This is a genomic window from Roseicyclus marinus, assembly GCF_030163795.1.
Lineage (GTDB): Bacteria > Pseudomonadota > Alphaproteobacteria > Rhodobacterales > Rhodobacteraceae > Roseicyclus > Roseicyclus marinus.
In genome coordinates this window covers 109,810-128,637 of sequence record NZ_JASJOF010000005.1, presented here as the reverse complement: position 1 = coordinate 128,637, position 18,828 = coordinate 109,810, and the positions used below count along the sequence as shown (strand labels likewise).

The 18,828-nt window shown below is 66.4% G+C and carries 19 protein-coding genes; 9 read left to right on the top strand and 10 right to left on the bottom strand.

Translation table 11 applies throughout. From position 1 onward, the window contains the following. Positions 1-15: 15 nt before the first annotated feature. The 7 genes from QQK63_RS09480 to QQK63_RS09450 all read right to left on the bottom strand — a co-directional run bounded on the left by QQK63_RS09480 (position 16) and on the right by QQK63_RS09450 (position 7,347). Positions 16-276 (bottom strand): DUF4212 domain-containing protein, encoded by a 261-nt coding sequence (locus QQK63_RS09480; protein ID WP_277824612.1) that lies wholly within the window; start codon positions 274-276, stop codon positions 16-18. Between the two features lie 96 nt (positions 277-372). Then, positions 373-1,062, bottom strand: coding sequence for an adenylate kinase (locus QQK63_RS09475; RefSeq protein ID WP_277824611.1), 690 nt, complete (start codon positions 1,060-1,062; stop codon positions 373-375). An 8-nt stretch (positions 1,063-1,070) separates the two neighbouring features. Then, positions 1,071-3,014, bottom strand: a complete 1,944-nt coding sequence (acs, locus tag QQK63_RS09470; RefSeq protein ID WP_277824610.1) for an acetate--CoA ligase — start codon at positions 3,012-3,014, stop codon at positions 1,071-1,073. 458 nt (positions 3,015-3,472) lie between these two features. After that, complete coding sequence (locus QQK63_RS09465; protein ID WP_277824609.1) at positions 3,473-4,465, bottom strand: LysR family transcriptional regulator; 993 nt, start codon at positions 4,463-4,465, stop codon at positions 3,473-3,475. A 1-nt stretch (position 4,466) separates the two neighbouring features. Beyond that, positions 4,467-5,177, bottom strand: a complete 711-nt coding sequence (locus tag QQK63_RS09460; protein WP_277824608.1) for an Ldh family oxidoreductase — start codon at positions 5,175-5,177, stop codon at positions 4,467-4,469. 45 nt (positions 5,178-5,222) lie between these two features. Continuing rightward, a complete protein-coding gene (locus QQK63_RS09455) occupies positions 5,223-6,170 on the bottom strand; it encodes a hydrogen peroxide-inducible genes activator (protein WP_277824606.1) in 948 nt (315 codons plus the stop codon). A 256-nt stretch (positions 6,171-6,426) separates the two neighbouring features. Further along, the gene (locus tag QQK63_RS09450; RefSeq protein WP_277824604.1) at positions 6,427-7,347 is read right to left on the bottom strand and encodes a hydrogen peroxide-inducible genes activator; all 921 of its coding nucleotides are present in this window, start codon (positions 7,345-7,347) and stop codon (positions 6,427-6,429) included. A gap of 104 nt (positions 7,348-7,451) precedes the next feature. On the opposite strand from QQK63_RS09450, the gene QQK63_RS09445 reads away from it, so the two are divergent. Genes QQK63_RS09445 through mnhG form a run of 8 tightly spaced genes read left to right on the top strand, consistent with a single transcriptional unit; the run spans position 7,452 to position 13,969 of the window. Then, positions 7,452-8,147 (top strand): hypothetical protein, encoded by a 696-nt coding sequence (locus QQK63_RS09445; protein WP_277824602.1) that lies wholly within the window; start codon positions 7,452-7,454, stop codon positions 8,145-8,147. 6 nt (positions 8,148-8,153) lie between these two features. Then, the gene (locus QQK63_RS09440; protein WP_277824599.1) at positions 8,154-10,460 is read left to right on the top strand and encodes a putative monovalent cation/H+ antiporter subunit A; all 2,307 of its coding nucleotides are present in this window, start codon (positions 8,154-8,156) and stop codon (positions 10,458-10,460) included. Then, entirely contained in the window at positions 10,457-10,888 is a 432-nt protein-coding gene (locus tag QQK63_RS09435; protein ID WP_277824597.1) for a Na+/H+ antiporter subunit B, read from the top strand. The genes QQK63_RS09440 and QQK63_RS09435 overlap by 4 nt, the downstream gene beginning before the upstream one ends. Beyond that, on the top strand, positions 10,888-11,262 hold the full coding sequence (locus QQK63_RS09430; RefSeq protein ID WP_277824595.1) for a Na+/H+ antiporter subunit C: 375 nt from the start codon (positions 10,888-10,890) through the stop codon (positions 11,260-11,262). Before QQK63_RS09435 ends, QQK63_RS09430 begins: the two co-directional genes overlap by 1 nt. After that, on the top strand, positions 11,259-12,854 hold the full coding sequence (locus QQK63_RS09425) for a Na+/H+ antiporter subunit D (RefSeq protein WP_277824593.1): 1,596 nt from the start codon (positions 11,259-11,261) through the stop codon (positions 12,852-12,854). The genes QQK63_RS09430 and QQK63_RS09425 overlap by 4 nt, the downstream gene beginning before the upstream one ends. After that, entirely contained in the window at positions 12,851-13,330 is a 480-nt protein-coding gene (locus QQK63_RS09420; protein WP_277824592.1) for a Na+/H+ antiporter subunit E, read from the top strand. Before QQK63_RS09425 ends, QQK63_RS09420 begins: the two co-directional genes overlap by 4 nt. Positions 13,331-13,335: 5 nt before the next feature. Continuing rightward, positions 13,336-13,647 (top strand): MrpF/PhaF family protein, encoded by a 312-nt coding sequence (locus tag QQK63_RS09415; protein WP_277824590.1) that lies wholly within the window; start codon positions 13,336-13,338, stop codon positions 13,645-13,647. Further along, positions 13,640-13,969, top strand: coding sequence for a monovalent cation/H(+) antiporter subunit G (gene mnhG, locus QQK63_RS09410; protein ID WP_277824588.1), 330 nt, complete (start codon positions 13,640-13,642; stop codon positions 13,967-13,969). Before QQK63_RS09415 ends, mnhG begins: the two co-directional genes overlap by 8 nt. A 9-nt stretch (positions 13,970-13,978) precedes the next feature. On the opposite strand, the gene QQK63_RS09405 is transcribed toward mnhG, so the two are convergent. Genes QQK63_RS09405 through QQK63_RS09395 form a run of 3 tightly spaced genes read right to left on the bottom strand, consistent with a single transcriptional unit; the run spans position 13,979 to position 18,066 of the window. Continuing rightward, entirely contained in the window at positions 13,979-14,806 is an 828-nt protein-coding gene (locus tag QQK63_RS09405; RefSeq protein ID WP_277824586.1) for a metallophosphoesterase, read from the bottom strand. 30 nt (positions 14,807-14,836) lie between these two features. Then, the gene (locus QQK63_RS09400; RefSeq protein ID WP_277824584.1) at positions 14,837-17,374 is read right to left on the bottom strand and encodes an ABC transporter permease; all 2,538 of its coding nucleotides are present in this window, start codon (positions 17,372-17,374) and stop codon (positions 14,837-14,839) included. Beyond that, entirely contained in the window at positions 17,371-18,066 is a 696-nt protein-coding gene (locus QQK63_RS09395) for an ABC transporter ATP-binding protein (RefSeq protein ID WP_277824582.1), read from the bottom strand. Before QQK63_RS09395 ends, QQK63_RS09400 begins: the two co-directional genes overlap by 4 nt. On the opposite strand from QQK63_RS09395, the gene QQK63_RS09390 reads away from it, so the two are divergent. Then, on the top strand, positions 18,065-18,760 hold the full coding sequence (locus QQK63_RS09390; protein ID WP_377133628.1) for an arylesterase: 696 nt from the start codon (positions 18,065-18,067) through the stop codon (positions 18,758-18,760). The two genes, QQK63_RS09395 and QQK63_RS09390, sit on opposite strands and share 2 nt — an antisense overlap. The last annotated feature ends 68 nt before the right edge of the window (positions 18,761-18,828 follow it).

Below are 18,828 nucleotides of genomic sequence, written 5' to 3'. Positions count from 1 at the left end.
GGTCCGGTCCGTCCCTTATTCTTCGTCCACGCCATGTTCCTTGTCGAGCTTGTTCATACGCCATGCGTAGAAGAAGATCAGGACGAGGAAGACGAGGATCGATCCCTGCTGGGCAAACCAGAAGCCCAGGTCCGTGCCGCCTACCGCGATGCCGCTGACCAGCGGACGCAGCAGGATCGCAAGGCCATAAGAACATGCGGCCCAGATCACGAGACAGATCGTGACCAGACGCAGGTTCGCGGCCCAGTATGCGTTGTTATCCGGCTTGTTAGCCATTGCTTACTCCCTTCGAAGGTTCCTGCCGGCCGGCCCCTCCGTGGCCCGGCGGACAATGATCCGCCGGCGAGGGTTTGCCCCGCCGGCGAATTTCGGTCAGACGACCGTGAGTTTCCCCACGATTGCCGTCATGCCGCTGCGCACCGCCTCGATCTCGGCCATGGCGTCGATCTCGGTCAGGGTGCCGCGGGCGGCGTAATAGTCGATGAGCGGCGCGGTGTCGGCGTGGTAGGCGTTCAGCCGGGTCCGCACCGTTTCGGCGTTGTCATCGGGGCGGCGTTTCATCGTCGTGCCGCCGCATTTGTCGCACGTGCCCGCCGTGGCGGGCTGCTTGAACTGGTCGTGATAGCCTTCGCCGCAGCCTGCGCAGGTGTAGCGGCCCGAGACGCGGCCAACCATCGCCTCGTCATCGACAACGAGGCTGATGACGGCGTCGATCTGTTGGCCGCGGGCGGCCATCAGATCGTCGAGCGCCGCAGCCTGACCGGCGGTGCGGGGAAAGCCGTCGAGGATGATCCCTGCCGCGACATCGGGCTGGTCGAGCCGTTCGCGCAGCACGTTCAGCACGATCGCGTCCGAGACCAGTTCGCCGCGTTCCATCACGGCCTTGGCGGCGAGACCCGCCTCGGTTCCCGCGGCCACGGCCCCGCGCAGCAGATCGCCGGTGGACAATTGCACGAGGCCGAAGGCGTCTTGCAGCATTCGGGCCTGCGTGCCCTTGCCCGCGCCGGGAGGCCCGAGCAAGATCAGGTTCACCGGTCGGGTGCGGGTCGTGGCCTCGGTCATCGCGGCGCTCACTGCTTGGACCGGTTGGCGATCAGTTCATCGACCACCGAAGGATCGGCGAGCGTCGAGGTGTCGCCAAGGCTGCCGAAATCATTCTCGGCGATCTTGCGCAGGATGCGGCGCATGATCTTGCCCGAGCGGGTCTTGGGCAGGCCGGGGGCCCACTGGATCACGTCGGGCTTGGCGATCGGGCCGATTTCCTCGCGGACCCAGTCGGACAGCTTTTTCTTGAGCTCGTCGGTGGGCGTCTCGTCTGACATCAGCGTGACGTAGCAATAGATGCCCTGGCCCTTGATCGGGTGCGGGTAGCCGACCACGGCGGCCTCGGACACGGCCTCGTGGGCGACCAGCGCGCTTTCGACTTCGGCGGTGCCCATGCGGTGACCAGAGACGTTGATCACGTCATCGACGCGGCCGGTGATCCAGTAATCGCCATCGACGTCGCGGCGGCAGCCGTCGCCCGAGAAGTAATAGCCTTTGTAGTCGGAGAAGTAGGTTTTGACGAAACGGTCATGGTCGCCCCAGACGGTCCGCATCTGGCCCGGCCAGCTGTCGGCCAGAACCAGAACGCCTTCGACGCCATTGCCTTCGATCACTTCGCCGGTGGTGGGTTCGAGCACCAGCGGCTTGACCCCGAAGAAGGGTTTTTGCGCGGCACCCGGTTTCAGCTCATGCGCGCCGGGGAGCGGCGTCATCATGTGACCGCCGGTTTCGGTCTGCCACCAGGTGTCGACGATGGGGCATTTCCCCTTGCCGACATGGGTGTTGTACCAGTTCCACGCCTCGGGGTTGATGGGTTCGCCGACCGAGCCCAGCAGTTTCAGCGAGGAGAGGTCGTATTTGGTGACGTAGTCCGGCCCCTTGCCCATCAGGGCGCGGATCGCAGTGGGGGCGGTGTAGAACTGGTTCACCTTGTGCTTTTCGCACACGGCCCAGAAACGGCCCGCATCGGGGTAGGTGGGCACGCCTTCGAACATCAGGGTGATCGCGCCGTTCGCAAGCGGGCCGTAGACGATGTAGCTGTGGCCGGTGACCCAACCCACGTCGGCGGTGCACCAGAAGACATCGCCATCCTTGTAGTCGAAGGTGATCTGGTGGGTCAGCGAGGCATAGACGAGGTAGCCGCCGGTGGTGTGCACGACGCCCTTGGGCTGGCCGGTGGACCCGGAGGTGTAGAGGATGAACAGCGGGTCTTCGGCGTTCATCTCTTCGGGCGGGCAATCGGAAGAGACGCGGGCGGCGACATCGTCGTACCACACGTCGCGGTCGGCGACCCAGGCGACCTGCTGGCCGGTGCGCTTGACCACGAGGCACTTGGCGTCGTGGGTGACGTGCAGCATGGCCTTGTTGACGTTGTCCTTGAGCTCGGTCACGCGGCCGCCGCGCGGCGCGCCGTCGGAGGTGATGACGACCTTGGCCTCGCAGCCGTTGACGCGGGCGGACAGCGCATCGGGCGAGAAGCCCGCGAAGACGATGGAATGGACCGCGCCGATCCGCGCGCAGGCGAGCATCGCATAGGCGGCTTCGGGGATCATCGGCAGGTAGATGACGACGCGGTCACCCTTTTGAACGCCCAGTTCCTTGAGGACATTGGCGAAGCGGCCGACATGTTCGGCAAGTTGGTTGTAGGTGATGTGCTGCGCGGGGTCGCCGGGCTCATCGGGTTCGAAGATGATCGCGGTCTGGTCGCCGCGTGTGGCGAGATGGCGGTCGATGCAATTGGCGGCGACGTTCAGGGTACCGTCCTCGTACCACTTGATGTGGACATCACCGGGTCCGAAGGAGGTGTTCTTGACCTTGGTATAGGGTTTGATCCAGTCGATGCGCTTGCCGTGTTCGCCCCAGAACGCGTCTGGATCGGAGATCGACGCGGCATACATCTCTTCGTATCGCGCTGCATCGACATGGGCGTCGGCCAGCAGGGCGGGGCGGTTCTGGGTATCGGTGGTCAAGGTCTCTCTCTCCCTCAAGGTATGCGCCTTGCGGCACAGGTCGAACAGGCGGCGACGACCCTGGCACGGGGCCGATGCGCGGTCTGCCGGATCGATGCTGCCGGATGGGCAGGTTTGATCCCGGTGCCCCGGACGGGGCGATGTTCAGATGGTCAGCCTCCCCAACCCATCGGTCCTTGGGCGGTCATGACGAGGGTCGGTCCTCTTCTTCCTTCCGACCCGCGCACACGGTCCGCACCGACCGCAGCATCCGCGCGATCACGGCTGGCGTGACCTAACGGAATGTGGGCGAAAGATGACAGGTCGGCGGCAATTTCAGAACATCTGACTGAGGGGTATGCATTTTCTTGTAAAATGATTTCTAGACGCAGCGCAGAAATTGTAAATAACTTTGCAAATCACGAAAGTTTTACCTGTTTTCAGCGGCTTGAACGCGCCCCGGCCGAGGTGGTGCGCGGTCAGGCGGAGGGCTGGTCCGGCACCTCGGTCCGCAGGACGCGGAAACTGTCGGCCAGCCACGCCATCCGGTCGCGCGCGGGGACGGCGAAATGATCCTCGATCAGGTCGCGCGCACGGGTGGCGATCTGGGCGGGGATCGGCCCGGTCCAGTCGCCGGTGGCATAAAGCACGATCCGCCGCGACATCGGCTGACCGGGGAGGGGGTGCGCGTCGATCCCGCCCGCGAAACGGCCCGCCCGCAGCAGGCTGAGCGGGGTGGTGATGGTCCAGCCGGTGCCGCCTGCCACAAGCGCGCTGATGGATTGGTTGCTGTCCATCTCGAACCGGTTGGGCAGGCTGAGGCCGGTGCCGGCAAGGTAGCGTTCGATCTGCTGGCCCATCACCTGGTCGGGGTCGCGGCGCAGGAAGGTCAGGGTGCGCAGCGCATCGAGGCCGCCCGACACATCCGTGCCCTTGGGAACGGCGAGAACATAGGGATCGTCGATCAAGGGATGGGTCAGGCTTCCGGCGGGATTGGGGCTGCCCGCGGCGCAGATGGCGATATCGAGTTCGCGCCGCGCAATCTGGGCATGGAGCGCATGGCTGGCCCCGGTCACGAGCCGGAAGGCGCATTGCGTCATCGCCTCGGCCAGTTCGGTGGCAAGCTGGGGCGTCACCTCGTTCTCGAAATCTTCGATCACACCCAGCGACAGCGCCGAAAGATCGGCAAGGTCGAGCATCGCCAGACCGCGCTGCCCGGCGCGCAGGGCCTGCAGGGCGGCTTCGGCCCGTTCGAGGAACAGGCGGCCGGCAGCGGTCAGGACCATGGGTCTGCGGGAATGGTCGATCAGGTCGACGCCGAGCGTCTGGCTGAGGTTGCGCAGTTGTTGCGAGACGGCGGGCGCGCTGAGCCCCAGCCGTTCGGCGGTTTCGGCCACCGAGCCGGTGCGGGCAAGGGTCTCGAACACTTCGAGCCCCCGCAATGTCAGGCCTTTGGGAAGGGTTTCGGGCATGTCAGGCGGTCACGATCCGTTCCAGAAGCTCGGTTGGCAGGGCGATGTTCCCGGCGGGTTCGGGCGCAGCGGTGGCCTGTCTGAGGGCGGTGTCGATCAGGCCGTCGCCTGCGGTCGCCGGGTCGAGCGCCAGAACCCAAGCCTCGTGCGCGACGCGGGCGCCGAGCGGGCTGTCGTCGGCGCCCTCGCAGTCTGTCGTGGGCAGGAACAGCGCCATCATCCCCGGCGAGGCCCGATGCAGGACCATCGGCCGGGCCATGTCGGGATGGGCGATGCGCGCCGCCCCGGTTCCGGATACGGCCAGCGCCGCCAGACCCTGCGCGGCCATCCGTGCGGTGATGCCGATCAGCGCGCCCGGATCGCTGGCCCGGCGCAGCCGCAACAGCGCCAGACCCTGTTGCCGCGCCGTTGCCGCAAGCCCGTCCACGGCCGCCGACAGGGCAGCGGGGGCAAAGCCGTGGCCCGCGTCGCGGTGCAGGAGGCCGGGGCGTGGGTGGCTGTCCTGACAGGCGGCATTGGGGTCGAGACGCCCGTAGCGAATCAGGCGCAGGTCCCGCAGCAGCGCCGCCATGCCGTGGGGCCGTTCACCCGCAGCTTCGGCGGCGGCGATCTCGGCGGCGACGGCATGGGCGACATCGGGCCCTGTCCCTGCGCGGATCAGGCAATCCTGCGCGAGGTCATGCACGTCTGCGAGGCTCAGATGCTCGATCATGGCGGCAGTCTTGCCCCGAGGCGGTGGCCCGTCAATGGCGCAACGTCAGCCTTCGATCACCAGTTGCGGAAAGCGGCGCGCGGTGTCGCGCATCGCGGCGGCCAGCCGTTCATAGGCCGGGCCCGCGCCCGATGCGGAGCGCCAGACAAGCCCCACCGACCGGGCGAAACGCCGACCCCGGAACGGCCTGATCGCGACATCGCGCGCGCGGCCCTCGATCTCGCTTTCGACGTAGAGCGCGGGCAGGAAGGTCAGGCCCATGTTCATCGCCACCATCTGGCGCAGGGCATCAAGCGACGTCCCCTCGTATTCGCGCGACAGATCGGCGCCGGTTTCCGCACAGACCGCCGAGATCAGGTCATAGAGTGCATAGGCGGGCGAGAGGGACAGGATGGTCTGATGGGTCAGATCCTCGTTCGTGAGCATGTCGCGGGCGGCCAGCGGGTGGCCGGTGGGCATGGCGACCGAGAGGGGTTCGCGGAACAGCCGCGCGGTCGAGAGCGTGGCGCCCGAGACCGGCAGTTGCGTCAGGATCAGGTCATGGACCCCGTCGTGCAATTCCCGGAGCAGGTCGCGCGGCGTCGCCTCGCGGATATAGAGGCGCAGGTCGGGGTTCGTCTCGCGCAGGTCGCCCACCACATGGGGCATGAGATAGGGGCCGAGCGTGACCGAGGTGCCGAGCCGGATCGTGCCGCCGAGCCCGGATTTCAGCGTCACCGACAGGTCCAGTATGCCTTGTGTGGCATCGAGGATCTCGCGCGCGCGGCGGGCGACCTCGCGTCCGGCGAGGGTCAGGCGGACGGGACCGCGCGCACGTTCCACCAGCGTCAGGCCCAGCGCATCCTCCAAGGTCTTGATCTGGACCGACAGCGAGGGTTGCGAGATGCCGCAGCTTTCGGCGGCCTCGCGGAAATGCTGCGTTTCCTCGAGCGCGAGGAGGTAGCGCATCTGGCGGAGCGTGATCGGAGGGGCGGAAATCGGCATGACTGGCATGATAGGATTTTCCAATCGCCAATCAATGGTCTTCGGCCTACAAACTATGGCTTTGCCGGTCTATGTCCTGGTCCACCAAGCAATTGGTGTGGTGGAGCGTGGGCACGCACGCGCCACGACAGGAGGTCTTGCTAAGCTGGCGGTTGTCCCTTCCAGCGTTCACGGATGAGGCAAGCCTCCCCTCCGGGTGCATCGCACCGGTCCCTGCCGTCAACCGGCGCGGTGCACCCGGGTCTCTTTTTCCGCAGCTGTCGTATCAGTCGATCACCGTGACCTCGGGCGCCGTCCGGCGCAGGATGCCGCGCAGGATCTGGGCCAGTTCGGCATGTTCCGCCGCCCGCGCCGCCCGCGCCCGCCAGACCATGCCCACGGTGCGGAAGGGCTGCGGCCCGGCGAGCGGGCGGGCGGTCACGAGCCGGTTGGGCTGCACCTCGGACCGGACGTAGAGCGCGGGCAGGAGCGACAGGCCCAGCCCCATCCCCACCATCTGGCGGATCGTGTCGAGCGAGGTCGCCCCGTAATCGAGGCTGATCTGCGCCCCGGTCGCGGCGCAGATCTGGCTGACCTGTTCATGCAGTTTGTGGCCGGGTTCAAGCGACAGGATGGTTTCACCGCGCAGGCGTTCGCGCGGGATCGCTTGCAGTTGGGCCAAGGGGTGATCGTTGGCCGCGACCGCGAGAAGCGGTTCGCGGAAGAGGCGTGCGGTGTCCAGATCGCCGCCGCGCACCGGAAGCGGAATGAACAGGAGGTCGAGTCCGCCCTCGTCCAACCGTGTCATCAGATCGCTGGCGATGCCTTCGCGGACGTAGAGGCGCAGGTCAGGGTGGGCGGCGTGCAGGTCGGGAATGACAAGCGGCAGGAAATAGGAGCCGAGCGAGGCGACGACGCCCACCCGGATCGTGCCGCCCAAAGGCTGGCGGCCGCGACCGGCGAGTTCGGTGATTTCTTCGACCTCGCGCAGGATCCGGCGGGCGCGCGCAGCGATCTCGTGACCCTCGGGCGTCATGACTACCCTCGCGCGGGAGCGTTCGACGAGTTGCAGGCCCAGTTTCGTCTCGAGCGCGGCAAGCTGCGCCGAGAGCGTGGGTTGGGTCACATGCGCCCGATCGGCGGCCCGCCCGAAATGGAGGGTTTCGTCGATCAGCGCGAGGTAGCGGAGTTGCTGAAGCGTTGGCATGGGGCCGTCTTATAGATGATTTCTATGAAAGACCAGTTTCGTTTCGATTGGACCTATAATCCATGTCACCCTAGCTGGTGTCCCGCGAAAGGGGCTTTGGGGCCATGGACAGGTTCGGATCGGTTCTGGCGATACTGGGGGAGGGCGGCGCGGAGAGCGATCTTCACGCTGCGGCCACCGCTATCGCCCGCGTGGATCGGGCGGCGCTGACCTTTGTGGACGTGATCGCGGATGCGCCCATCGCCTTGTCGGATCGCGAGATCGCGGCGCGGCGCGCCGGTCTGGTCGAGGCGGTGGCGCGGGCGGAGTTTGCCGGGATCGCGGCGTCGGAAGCCCTGCTGCATGGCGATCCGGCGGTCGAAGTCATCCGGATGGTCCTGCGCGAAGGGCATGATCTGGTGCTGGTGGGCGAAGGATCGGGGGCAGAGATGGCCGCACGTCTGCTGGCCGATTGCCCGAGCCCGGTCTGGCGGGTCGGATCGCCCAGCCCCGCCGGGGTGGTCGCGGTCATGCCCGATGGTGGTGGGCCGGATGCGGCGCGCGTGGCGGCCATGGCCGAAGCCCTGTCGCGGTCGCTGGGCGGCGTGGTCACGGAAACCGTGGCAGGCGATGCAGCAGATCGCGTGACGGCGCAGCGCGACGGCGCCGTTCTGGTGGTGCTGGCGCGCGATCTGGCGCTGGCCGGAGAGGGATCCGTGCTGGCGATCAAGCCCGAGGGCTTCGTATCGCCGGTCACGCTGGACGCGGCACCGCAGGGCAAGGACGCGCGCAGAGCGAAGCGCGGCGCAGGGAAAGGGTAGGGACAGGTGGCGAAATCAGAAGCAGAGGTGGCGCGCGTCTATGGCGGGCCGGCAGGCTGGATCTCGGTTGCGATCCCGGCGGCGATCTTCGTGTGGATGTTGCAATACATGGGCGCCGTGGCCGCAGGCCAGCCGGTGCTGGTCGGCATCGATTGGGTGCCGTCGATGGACATTCGCCTGTCGGTGTTGATCGACGGATTGAGCCTGACGTTTGCGCTTCTGATCTCGGGGATCGGGACGCTGGTGACGCTTTATTCCACCAAGTATCTGGGCAATCACCCGGAATATCCGCGCTTCGTGCTGTTTTTGATGCTGTTCATGGTGGGCATGCTGGGGTTGGTCCTGTCGGATAACCTGATCGCGCTCTTCGTGTTCTGGGAAATCACCACGATCTCCTCCTACCTGCTGATCGGATTTTCCTCGGACGAGGCGAAATCGCGGCGGTCCGCGCTTCAGGCGCTGCTGGTCACGGGGACGGGCGGGTTGGCGTTTCTGGCCGGCATCATCTTGCTGGGGAATGTCGCGGGGTCGTTCGAACTGTCCGAAGTGCTCGGTCAGGGCGATGTGATCCGGGCGCATCCGCTATATCCTGCGATCCTGATCCTGTTCCTTGCGGGCGCATTCACCAAATCGGCGCAGTTTCCGTTCCATTTCTGGCTGCCCAATGCCATGGCCGCGCCGACGCCCGTGTCGGCCTATCTGCATTCGGCGACCATGGTGAAGGGCGGCGTCTACCTGATGGCGCGGATGAACCCGGCCTTGGGTGGGACCGATGCGTGGTTCTGGGCGCTGGTCATCGCGGGTGGCTTCACCACCGTTTTCGCGAGCGTGCTGGCGATCCGGCAGACCGATATCAAGCAGGTGCTGGCCTATACAACGCTGATGGCGCTGGGCGCGCTGACGTTGTTCATCGGGGCGGGGACGGCGGCGGCGATCACGGGGATGATGGCATTCCTTGTGGTTCATTCGCTCTACAAGGCGGCCTTGTTCCTGATGATCGGGATCGTGGACCACGAGACCGGGACGCGCGACGTGGACACGCTGCGCGGTCTGGGGCGCAAGATGCCGCTGACCTTCCTTGGCGGGGCGATCGCGGCGCTGTCGATGGCGGGTATTCCGCCGCTGGTGGGCTTCATCGGCAAGGAATTTCTCTACAAGGCGGGTCTGGACATGGACCGCGCGACGCTGTGGATCACCGGCACGATCTTTGCCGCCTCTGCGCTGATGTTCGTGGCGGCGGGGATTTCGGTTCTGCGGCCCTTTACCGGCAAGCTGGCGCAGACGCCGCAGACGCCGCACGAAGGGCCATGGGCGATGTGGATCGGGCCGCTTTTGCTGGGCAGCCTGTCCCTTGGGTTCGGGCTGTTCCCCGACACGCTGGAGGCCTGGTTCGTGGCCCCCGGCACATGGGCGGTCTATGGCGATTACGGCTATGCGGTCGACCTCTACCTGTTCCGGGAGGTGAACGCCGCCTTCCTGCTGTCCTTGGCGACATTCGCGACCGGTGCCGTGCTTTACGCGATCCACCGCCCGTTGCGCGGCTGGCTCGGCCGGGTGTTCGAGGCGAACCCGATCAAGTTCGATCCGGGCTGGGACCGGGTGCTGGACGGGCTGAAGGCCTTGGCCGGGTGGCAGACGCGCCTTCTGCAATCGGGCGTGTTGCAGCGCTACATCTTCACCGTCTTCCTGACGCTCGCCGTGGGCATCGGCGCGACGATCTGGGCCAAGGATGCGATGGATTTCCGCATCGATTGGGTGGGGTCTGTCGAAGGCTTGCAGTTCAAGCATTGGGCAGTCGTCGTCTTTGTCACGGCGGGTGCGATCCTGACGGCGATCACCACGAGCCGGATGACCGCCATCGCCGCGCTGGGCGTGGTGGGGATCGGGGTTGCGTTGATCTTCATCATCTTCAGCGCGCCTGATGTCGCGATCACGCAATTGCTGGTCGAGGTGCTGGTCGTCGTGCTGGTCGCTGTCGCCATGCTGAAGCTGCCACAACTGGGGCTGGCGCGGGACCGCAAGCGGCGGCCCGTCCACGCGGCGCTGGCGGGGACCATCGGCGTGCTGGTGACGATGGTGATGATCGGCGTGGTGCAGGGTAATATCGACCGCCGCCTGACCGATTTCTTCGAGGTCGCAAGCTGGCCCGAAGCCTACGGGCGCAACATCGTCAACGTCATCCTCGTCGACTTCCGCGCCATCGACACATTCGGCGAGATCGCCGTGGTCGTGATCGCGGCGCTGGCGGCCTACGCACTGTTGCGCGGCACCCGCTATGACCGAAACGGTGACAAGCCGGAGGACCGGACATGATGAATTCGATCATCCTCAATGCCGCAACGCGGCTGGTCGTGGCGTTGTTGCTGCTCTTTTCGGTCTTCATGCTGCTCAGGGGCCACAACCTGCCGGGTGGCGGGTTCATCGGTGGGCTGATCGGGGCCACGGGGTTCGTGCTGCATTCCATCGCCATGGGCGCGCAGGCGACGCGCGACACGCTGCGCTACGAGCCGCAGAACATCGCCATGATCGGTTTGGGCATCGCCTTGGCCGCAGGCGTTTTCGCGGTGTTTTTCGGCGATGCGTTCTTTACCGGCCAATGGTGGTTTGCAGGTGCCGATCCGGCCGATCCCGATGATAAGGGCATTCCGATCAGTTCGGTCCTTGTCTTCGACATCGGGGTCTACCTCGTGGTGTTCGGGTCGCTTCTGACCCTTGTCCTCGCGCTGGAGGAGGAAGTCTGATGGAATTGCTGATCGCCATCATGGTCGGTGTGCTGGTCGCGGCCTCGGTCTACCTGATGCTGGCGCGCAATGTGCTGCGCTTTTTGTTCGGGCTGATCCTGATCTCGAACGCGGCGAACCTTGTGATCTTCGCCTCGGGGCGGCTGACGCCGCAATCCCCGCCGCTGATCCCGGAAGGCGCGGATGCGCCCGTGGAACTGGTGGCCAATGCGCTGCCGCAGGCGCTGGTGCTGACGGCCATCGTGATCGGGTTTGGCCTGTTCGCCTTTGCGCTGACGCTGGTTTACCGCACCTATCAGAACCTCGGGACGCTGAATTCCGACGAGATGCGGCTGGCCGAACCGGTCGAGGCCAAGGCGGAGGCGCGCAAATGAGCTGGATCCTTGCAAGCCCCATCATCATTCCCTTTGCGACCGCTGTTCTGGCCTTCCTGTTCCGGGCGGGACCGGAGGGGCGCTGGCTGTCGGTGATCGGCTCTGCCGCGTTGTTGATCGCGTCGATCGTGCTGATGGTCGAGGTGCTGGATCAAGGCGTCATCGCCGCGCAGATGGGGGAATGGGCGGCACCCTTTGGCATCACGCTGGTGGCCGACCTGTTGTCGGCGGTGATGGTGGTGATCACGGGCATCACGGGTCTTGCCGTGGCCGTCTATGCGCTGGCCGATATCGACGAGAAGAAGGAGGCGCTGGGGTATCACGCGCTGTTCCAGGTTCTGTTGGCGGGTGTGTGCGGTGCCTTCCTGACCGGGGACATCTTCAACCTCTATGTCTGGTTCGAGGTGATGCTGATCGCGTCCTTCGGGTTGCTGATCCTTGGCGGGACCAAGGTGCAGCTGGATGGCGGGATCAAGTATGTCACGCTCAACCTGATCTCGACGATCCTGTTCCTGTCGGGGGTGGGCCTGCTTTACGGCATGACCGGGACGCTCAACATGGCGGACCTGCATGGTGCGGTGCAGCGGGTGGACAACCCCGGCCTGTTGGTCGTGGTGGCGGTGATGTTCATGATCGCCTTCGGGGTGAAGGCGGCCGTCTTCCCGCTGTTCTTCTGGCTGCCGGCCAGCTACCACACCCCCGCCTTTGCCGTATCGGCGATCTTTGCGGGCCTTTTGACCAAGGTGGGCGTCTATGCCTTGATCCGGACCTTCACGCTGATCTTCACCACCGATGTGCCCTATACCCATACGATCCTGCTATGGGTCGCGGGCTTCACCATGGTGACGGGGGTTCTGGGCGCGGCCGCGATGAACGATTTCCGGCGCATCCTGTCATTCCACATCGTCAGCCAGATCGGCTACATGATCCTGGGTCTGGCGCTTTTCACCCCGCTCGCCATCGTGGGGGCGGTGTTCTACCTCGTCCACCACATCATCGTGAAGGCGAACCTGTTCCTTGTCGCGGGCGTGGCCGAGCGCATCGCGGGGTCGACCGATCTGGACCGGATCGGGGGGCTCTATCGCTACGCGCCCTTCCTTGGGCTGTTGTTCCTGATCCCGGCGTTTTCGCTGGCCGGTTTCCCGCCCTTGTCGGGCTTCTGGGCGAAATACGTGCTGATCAAGGCCTCGCTCGACGCGGAGGGGTATCTGATCGCAGGCGTTGCGCTGGCGGTGGGTCTGCTCACGATCTATTCGATGACGAAAATCTGGGGCAACGCGTTCTGGAAACCGCATCCGGACGGGGTGGAGCCGCGTCTGTCGCGGCTGCCCGGCAAGGATCGCGCGGCCTTCCTGTCGCCCATCGCGGCGCTTGCCATCCTGACCTGCATCATCGGCTTTTTCCCCGAACCCTTCGTGCAATTCGCGGAACGGTCGGCGGCGCAGCTTTTGGACCCGACCGATTACATCACGGCGGTTCTGGGTGAGCCCGTGATCGCGCCCGTCGCGGCAGAGCCTGTCGCGACCCAACCCGTATCGGTGGAATTGACCAGCGGCGAACCCGTCACCCCGACCCGGGAGGTGCAGCAATGATTCCCATTTTCATGCTCAACATCGCCTTGGCGCTGGCTTGGGCCGCGTTGACCGGCAACATCACGCTGGGCGGCCTATCGGTCGGGTTCGTGCTTGGGTCGATGTGCCTTTACGTGACCCGGCCCTTGTATCCCGGATGCGACAGCTATTTCCGGCGCGCGGGCAAATGGGCCAAGCTGATCGTCTTGTTCCTGTATGAACTGGTCGTGTCGTCGATGCAGGTGGTGTGGGATGTGCTGACCCCGGCGCAGAAGTCGCGGCCCGGTATCATCTCGGTTCCGCTCAAAGTCAGGCGCGAACTGGACGTGCTGTTGGTGACGAACCTGATCACGCTGACGCCGGGGACCTTGAGCCTCGATGTGACGGATGATGGCGAAACGCTCTATATCCACGCGATGTTCGCGGATGATCCCGACGAGATCCGTCGCCAGATCACCGAGGGCATGGAGCGTTGGGTGATCGAGGCGACGGAGTGAATACGATGGATATTCTGGCAACCGCAGTCGATCTGAGTTTCATCCTCGTCATGCTGGGGGTCGTGTTCGCCTTTGTCCGGTTGGTCATCGGCCCGACCCTGTCGGACCGGGTCGTGGCGCTGGACATGATGACGGTCCTGTTGGTCAGTTTCTGCGGGCTTTACGCGATCTTGTCCGACGACACGGCCTTTATCGACGTGGCGATCGTGTTGGCGCTGGTGGGGTTTTTGGCCACCGTCGCGCTGGCGCGCTTCGTGGAGCGGCGCAAGGCGCGGGCCGAAGCGCCCGCCAAGGGTGAGGAGCAGGGCAATGATTGAATGGCTGATGGCCGCGTTGGTGGTTCTGGGCGGGTTCTTCTGCTTTGTCGCGGGCTTGGGCATCTTGCGGCTGCCCGATGTGTTGATCCGGATGCATGCCTCGACCAAGGCGGGCACGCTGGGGTCCGGACTGATCCTGGGTGCCGGGGCGATCTATTTCGGGGATGGCGCGACGATCACGCGGGCGCTCGCCGCGATCCTGTTCCTGCTTCTGACCGCGCCGGTGGCCGCCCACATGATCGGGCGTGCGGCGTTCCGCGACGGCGTGCCCTTGTGGAACACGAAGATCGAACCGGGGGCCGAGGAAAACCTGCGGCGCTGAGCCGGGCCGTCAGGTCTGAAGAAAGGCGTGGGTGCCGTCTGGCTTGATCGCAGCGGCGGTCAGACGGCCGGTGGACCATGCGCCGGTGTCGAGCGCGATACGGCCATCCCGGGCCTCGGGCGTGTCGCGGGGGACATGGCCATGGGCGATCCACGCCTCGTCGCCGCGCGGGGCGCTGTCGAATTCGGGATGGCCCCATAGAAGGACGCGCGCGGTCTGGTCGTCCATCGGGCGCGAGGGGTCCGCGCCGGCGTGAACCGCCCAGAGATTGCCCGAGGACCACGAGAGCGGCAGACCCTCGAGCCAATCGCGGGTCTCTTGCGTCAGGGCGGCGGCCAGCCGCGCGGCCGCCTTGTCCCAGGCTTCGGGCGGGGCGTTGGCGGTCAGGTCATCGGCGTCGATACGGTAGCCCGTGAGCGTCTCAGCCCCGCCCGCGCGCAGCCAGCGCGGACCGCGCTGGGCGGGATCGGCGAGGAAATCGAGCAGCATCCGTTCGTGGTCGCCCATCAGGCAGGTCACGTTCTCGGGAAAGTCGCGGGTCAATTCGCGCAGCCGCGTGAGCACGCCCGCACTGTCGGGGCCGTGGTCGATGTAATCGCCGATGAAGACCAGTTGCGGATCGCGGGCACCGCTGCCGCCGATGTGGGCGTCGATCAGTTCGAGGATCAGCTCAAGGAGGTCGGCGCGCCCATGCAGGTCGCCCACGACATAGGTCGTGGTCTCCGGGCGCGGCAGGTCGGGTGCGGCGGCACCTGCGGCGGCGGAGCCGGGCTTGCGCCCGAAAAGCGAGGTGAGGAACCGGAGCATGATCGACTGGTGCGCGCTGGTTGCAGCCATGGCAAGGGGGTCGTACAGGCGGGCGCGCCGTCAGTCGCGTGCGCGCAACACTCGGGCGGGCCGCGTGGCCAGCGGACGCCATGCGAAGGCCAGCCCCGAAAGGAGCGTCGCCAGCGCGCCGCCGAGGATGATGGCGGTGGCCGAGACCGGCTCGAATCGATAGGGGCTTTCCATCACGAAGGTCATGACCGCCCAGCCGCCCAAGGCCCCGGCCAGAATGGCCACGATCCCCGCCGCCGCGCCCAATATCGCGGAGCGGAGCGCGAAACTGGCGAGGATGCCCGCACGGCTGGCGCCGAGCGTCTTCATCACCGCGGCCTCGAAGACGCGGCCGCGTTCGCCCGCTGCCGCAGCCCCGATCAGGACGATGAAACCGGTCAGAAGCGTCGCCGCCGCGCCGTAGGAAGTTGCGGCGGCAAGGCTGCGCAACGCATCCGCCACGCGGTCGAGCGCGTCGCGGACGCGGATCGCGGTGATGTTGGGGGCATCGCCCGCCACGTCGCGCAGGATCGCGGCTTCAGCATCCACATCGGCATAGACGGTGGCGATATGGGTGTGCGGTGCGCCGGCCAACGCATTTTGCGACATGGTCAGGACGAAGCCGATCCCGGCGTTCTCAAAGCTCACCTCGCGGAAGGCGGCGATTTCCGCCTCGATGTCGCGGCCGAGGATGTTGACGGTGAGGGTGTCGCCGATGGCAAGGCCGATCTCGGCCGCTTCCTCGGCGGCGAAGGCCACGAGGGGCGGGCCGGCATAATCGTCGGGCCACCATTGGCCTTGGGTGATTTCCTCGGGCGGGGGGGCGGTGGTGGTGTAGGTCACGCCCCGGTCGCCCCGGATCACCCAGTGATCGCCCGCCACGTCGCGGGCGCGCTCGTCGTTGATACGCGTGATGACACCGCGCAGCATCGGCGCGGTCTCTACCCGGCTGACGGCGGGATCGGTGGTCACGCGGTCGAGGAAGGGCTGCAGCTGGTCGGGCTGGATATCGACGAAGAAATACGAAGGGGCGACGGTCGGCAGGTCGCGCTGGATCGAGGCGCGAAGGTTTGAGTCGATCTGACCCACGGCGGCCAGAACCGCGAGGCCGAGGCCGAGGGAGAGGACGACACTTGTCGCCTCGGACCCCGGTCCGCCGACCGCGCCAAGCGCCGTGCGCAGCGCCGTGCGGCCCCGCAGCGCGCGGGCGCGCGACAGCCGCCGGGACAATGCCCGGATGGCAATGGCCGAAAGCGTCAGGAGGACAAGCGAGCCCAGTATGCCCGCCGCTGTTCCCATGGCGAGCCGGGGGATGCCCGAAAGCCATGTCGCCAGCCCGACAAGCGTTGCGGCAAGGCCGAGGATCGTGGCGGTCCAGATCGGTCTGGGCCAGCCGCGTTGGGGGCCTGACGCATCGCGGAACAGGGCAGCGGCCCGCACCTGTTCGGTGCGGGCGAGCGGCCAGAGGGTAAAGATCAGCGCGGTGAGCGCCCCGTAAAGCGCCGCCTCTGCCAAGGGGGCGGGGTAGATGGCAAAGGCGATGGGCACGGGCAATTGCGCCGCGATGATCGGCGACAGCGCAAGCGGTAACAGCGCGCCCAGCGTCAGGCCAAGCGCAAGGCCCACCAGCGTCAAAAGGCCGATCTGGGCGAAATAGGCGGCAAAGATCGTGCGGCTTTCGGCGCCAAGGGTCTTGAGCGTGGCGATGGTTTCGATCTTGCCGTCCAGATAGGCGCGCACCGCGGACGAGATGCCGACGCCGCCCACGGCCAGCCCCGCCAGTCCGACGAGCACCAGAAAGGCCCCGATCCGGTCGATGAAGTCCTGCACGCCGGGTGCGCCGTTGCGGCTGTCGCGCCAGCGCATTCCGGTATCTTCGAACCGCGCGCGGGCCTCGGTCTCGGCGGTTTGCAGGTCGCTGCCGGGGGGCAGGGCGAGCCGGTACTGGGTTTCATAAAGCGTGCCGGGCGCGAGGAGGTTTGAGCCCGCCAGCCCGTCGAGCGTCACGATGGTGCGCGGTCCGAGGCCGAAGCCACCCGAGGCCCCGTCAGGTTCCGTCAGCATCGCGGCGCGGAGTTCGAAATCCTGTGTTCCGAGGCGGAAGATATCCCCGACCTCAAGCGCCAGACGGTCGATCAGGACCGGATCCATGACCGCGCCGGGGTGGTCGATGGTGGCCAGTGCCTGTTCGAGCGGGATCGGCGGATCGAGGTTTACAGAGCCATAGAGGGGATAGGCGCTGTCGACGCCGCGGACCTGTGTCAGGCCACGTTCAAGCGTGCCGTCGCGGTCGACGACGACCATGGAGCGGAAATCGACGGTTTCGGAGACGCGGCTGGCGATGCCGCCCATGAAGGCGCGTTCGGCCTCATCGGCGAAGCGGTAGGTAAAGGACATCTCGGCATCGCCGCCGAGGATCACCGCGCCCTCGCGGGTCAGACCGGCCTCGATCGCCTCGCGCACCGAACCGACGGCGGCGATGGCCGCGACGCCAAGGGCAAGGCAGGCGAGGAAGATGCGGAACCCCTTGAGCCCGCCGCGGAGTTCACGCCGTGCGATGCGCAGAAACATCGGGGGGGCGACGCTCATTCAGCGGCCTCGCGCAGGGTGTCGGTGTCGAGCCGTCCGTCGCGAAGGCGGATTTCGCGGTCGCAGCGGCGGGCAAGTTCGGGCGCGTGGGTCACGAGGACGAGCGTGGCGCCATGCCGGTCGCGCAGGCCGAAGAGCATGTCCATGATCGCCTGACCATTCGCGCCATCCAGATTGCCGGTGGGCTCATCGGCCAGAAGGATCGCGGGGCGCGGGGCGGCGGCGCGGGCAAGCGCCACGCGCTGCTGTTCGCCACCCGACATCTGGCTGGGATAGTGGTGCGCCCGAGATGCAAGGCCCACGGCGGCCAATTCCGCCTCGGCCCGGTCGAAGGCATCGGCATGGCCCGCCAATTCCAGCGGCGTCGCCACGTTTTCCAGCGCGGTCATGGTCGGGATCAGGTGGAAGGATTGGAAAACCACCCCCATATGGTCCCTGCGGAAGCGGGCGAGTTGATCCTCGGTCATCGCGGTCAGATCGCGGCCGAGCGCGTGGACCTCGCCCCCCGTGGCGCGTTCAAGACCGCCCATGAGCATGAGGAGAGACGATTTGCCCGACCCCGATGGCCCCGTGAGTGCGACGGTTTCCCCCTTGTCCACCTGCATGGTGATGCCATGCAAGATGTCGACGCGGCCGGCGTTGCCGTCGAGCGACAGGCGGGCGTCGGTGAGGGAAAGAACGGGATCGGACATGACTGAACGCCTCGGTTTACTTCTGTGTCAGGCATATGGGGCCTTGGGCAGCATGGGCAAGGCGGCGGTTCTGTCGCTGGCTCTGGTGCTGCCTGCCGCCGCCGAAGAGGTGACGATCGCGGCGCTGGGCGACAGCCTGACGCAAGGCTACGGCTTGATGCAGGAAGAGGGGTTCACCGCGCAGTTGCAGGATTGGCTGATGGCGCGCGGCCATGACGTGGCCATTCTGAACGCGGGCGTTTCGGGGGATACGACGGCAGGCGGATTGGCGCGGGTGGGTTGGACGCTGACGCCCGATGTGGATGCGATGATCGTGGCGCTTGGGGGCAACGACCTGTTGCGGGCCATTCCGCCCGAGGTGAGCCGCGCGAACCTTGAGGGTATCTTGCAGGCGGCACAGACGGCGGGGGTTCCGGTTCTGCTGGTCGGGCTGACCGCGCCGGGCAATTACGGGCCGGAGTATCAGGCGGCTTTCGATGCGATGTATCCGGAATTGGCCGAAGCCTATGGCGCGCTGCATGTGGAGAGCTTTCTGGCCCCCCTGTCCGCAGCGGCGGAGGCGGACCGGCAAGGCGCACTCACGGCCTATATGCAGGCCGATGGGATCCATCCCAATGCGGCGGGCGTTGCCCTGATCGTTGAGGCGCTGGGCCCGGAGGTGGAGCGGCTGATCGCGCGCGTTCCGGACTCGTGAGCGGCGCTTGGCAAGGTGGGGCGGTCTTGGCTAGGCTGGCGCAAGTCCCGGCGGGCGAGGCGATCATG

Coding starts and splice junctions, on each gene's coding strand:
- QQK63_RS09480 (WP_277824612.1), bottom strand. CDS start 276: ATGGCTAACAAGCCGGATAACAACGCATACTGGGCCGCGAACCTGCGT.
- QQK63_RS09475 (WP_277824611.1), bottom strand. CDS start 1,062: ATGACCGAGGCCACGACCCGCACCCGACCGGTGAACCTGATCTTGCTC.
- QQK63_RS09465 (WP_277824609.1), bottom strand. CDS start 4,465: ATGCCCGAAACCCTTCCCAAAGGCCTGACATTGCGGGGGCTCGAAGTG.
- QQK63_RS09460 (WP_277824608.1), bottom strand. CDS start 5,177: ATGATCGAGCATCTGAGCCTCGCAGACGTGCATGACCTCGCGCAGGAT.
- QQK63_RS09455 (WP_277824606.1), bottom strand. CDS start 6,170: ATGCCAGTCATGCCGATTTCCGCCCCTCCGATCACGCTCCGCCAGATG.
- QQK63_RS09450 (WP_277824604.1), bottom strand. CDS start 7,347: ATGCCAACGCTTCAGCAACTCCGCTACCTCGCGCTGATCGACGAAACC.
- QQK63_RS09445 (WP_277824602.1), top strand. CDS start 7,452: ATGGACAGGTTCGGATCGGTTCTGGCGATACTGGGGGAGGGCGGCGCG.
- QQK63_RS09435 (WP_277824597.1), top strand. CDS start 10,457: ATGATGAATTCGATCATCCTCAATGCCGCAACGCGGCTGGTCGTGGCG.
- QQK63_RS09430 (WP_277824595.1), top strand. CDS start 10,888: ATGGAATTGCTGATCGCCATCATGGTCGGTGTGCTGGTCGCGGCCTCG.
- QQK63_RS09425 (WP_277824593.1), top strand. CDS start 11,259: ATGAGCTGGATCCTTGCAAGCCCCATCATCATTCCCTTTGCGACCGCT.
- QQK63_RS09420 (WP_277824592.1), top strand. CDS start 12,851: ATGATTCCCATTTTCATGCTCAACATCGCCTTGGCGCTGGCTTGGGCC.
- QQK63_RS09415 (WP_277824590.1), top strand. CDS start 13,336: ATGGATATTCTGGCAACCGCAGTCGATCTGAGTTTCATCCTCGTCATG.
- mnhG (WP_277824588.1), top strand. CDS start 13,640: ATGATTGAATGGCTGATGGCCGCGTTGGTGGTTCTGGGCGGGTTCTTC.
- QQK63_RS09405 (WP_277824586.1), bottom strand. CDS start 14,806: ATGGCTGCAACCAGCGCGCACCAGTCGATCATGCTCCGGTTCCTCACC.
- QQK63_RS09400 (WP_277824584.1), bottom strand. CDS start 17,374: ATGAGCGTCGCCCCCCCGATGTTTCTGCGCATCGCACGGCGTGAACTC.
- QQK63_RS09390 (WP_377133628.1), top strand. CDS start 18,065: ATGACTGAACGCCTCGGTTTACTTCTGTGTCAGGCATATGGGGCCTTG.
- QQK63_RS09395 (WP_277824582.1), bottom strand. CDS start 18,066: ATGTCCGATCCCGTTCTTTCCCTCACCGACGCCCGCCTGTCGCTCGAC.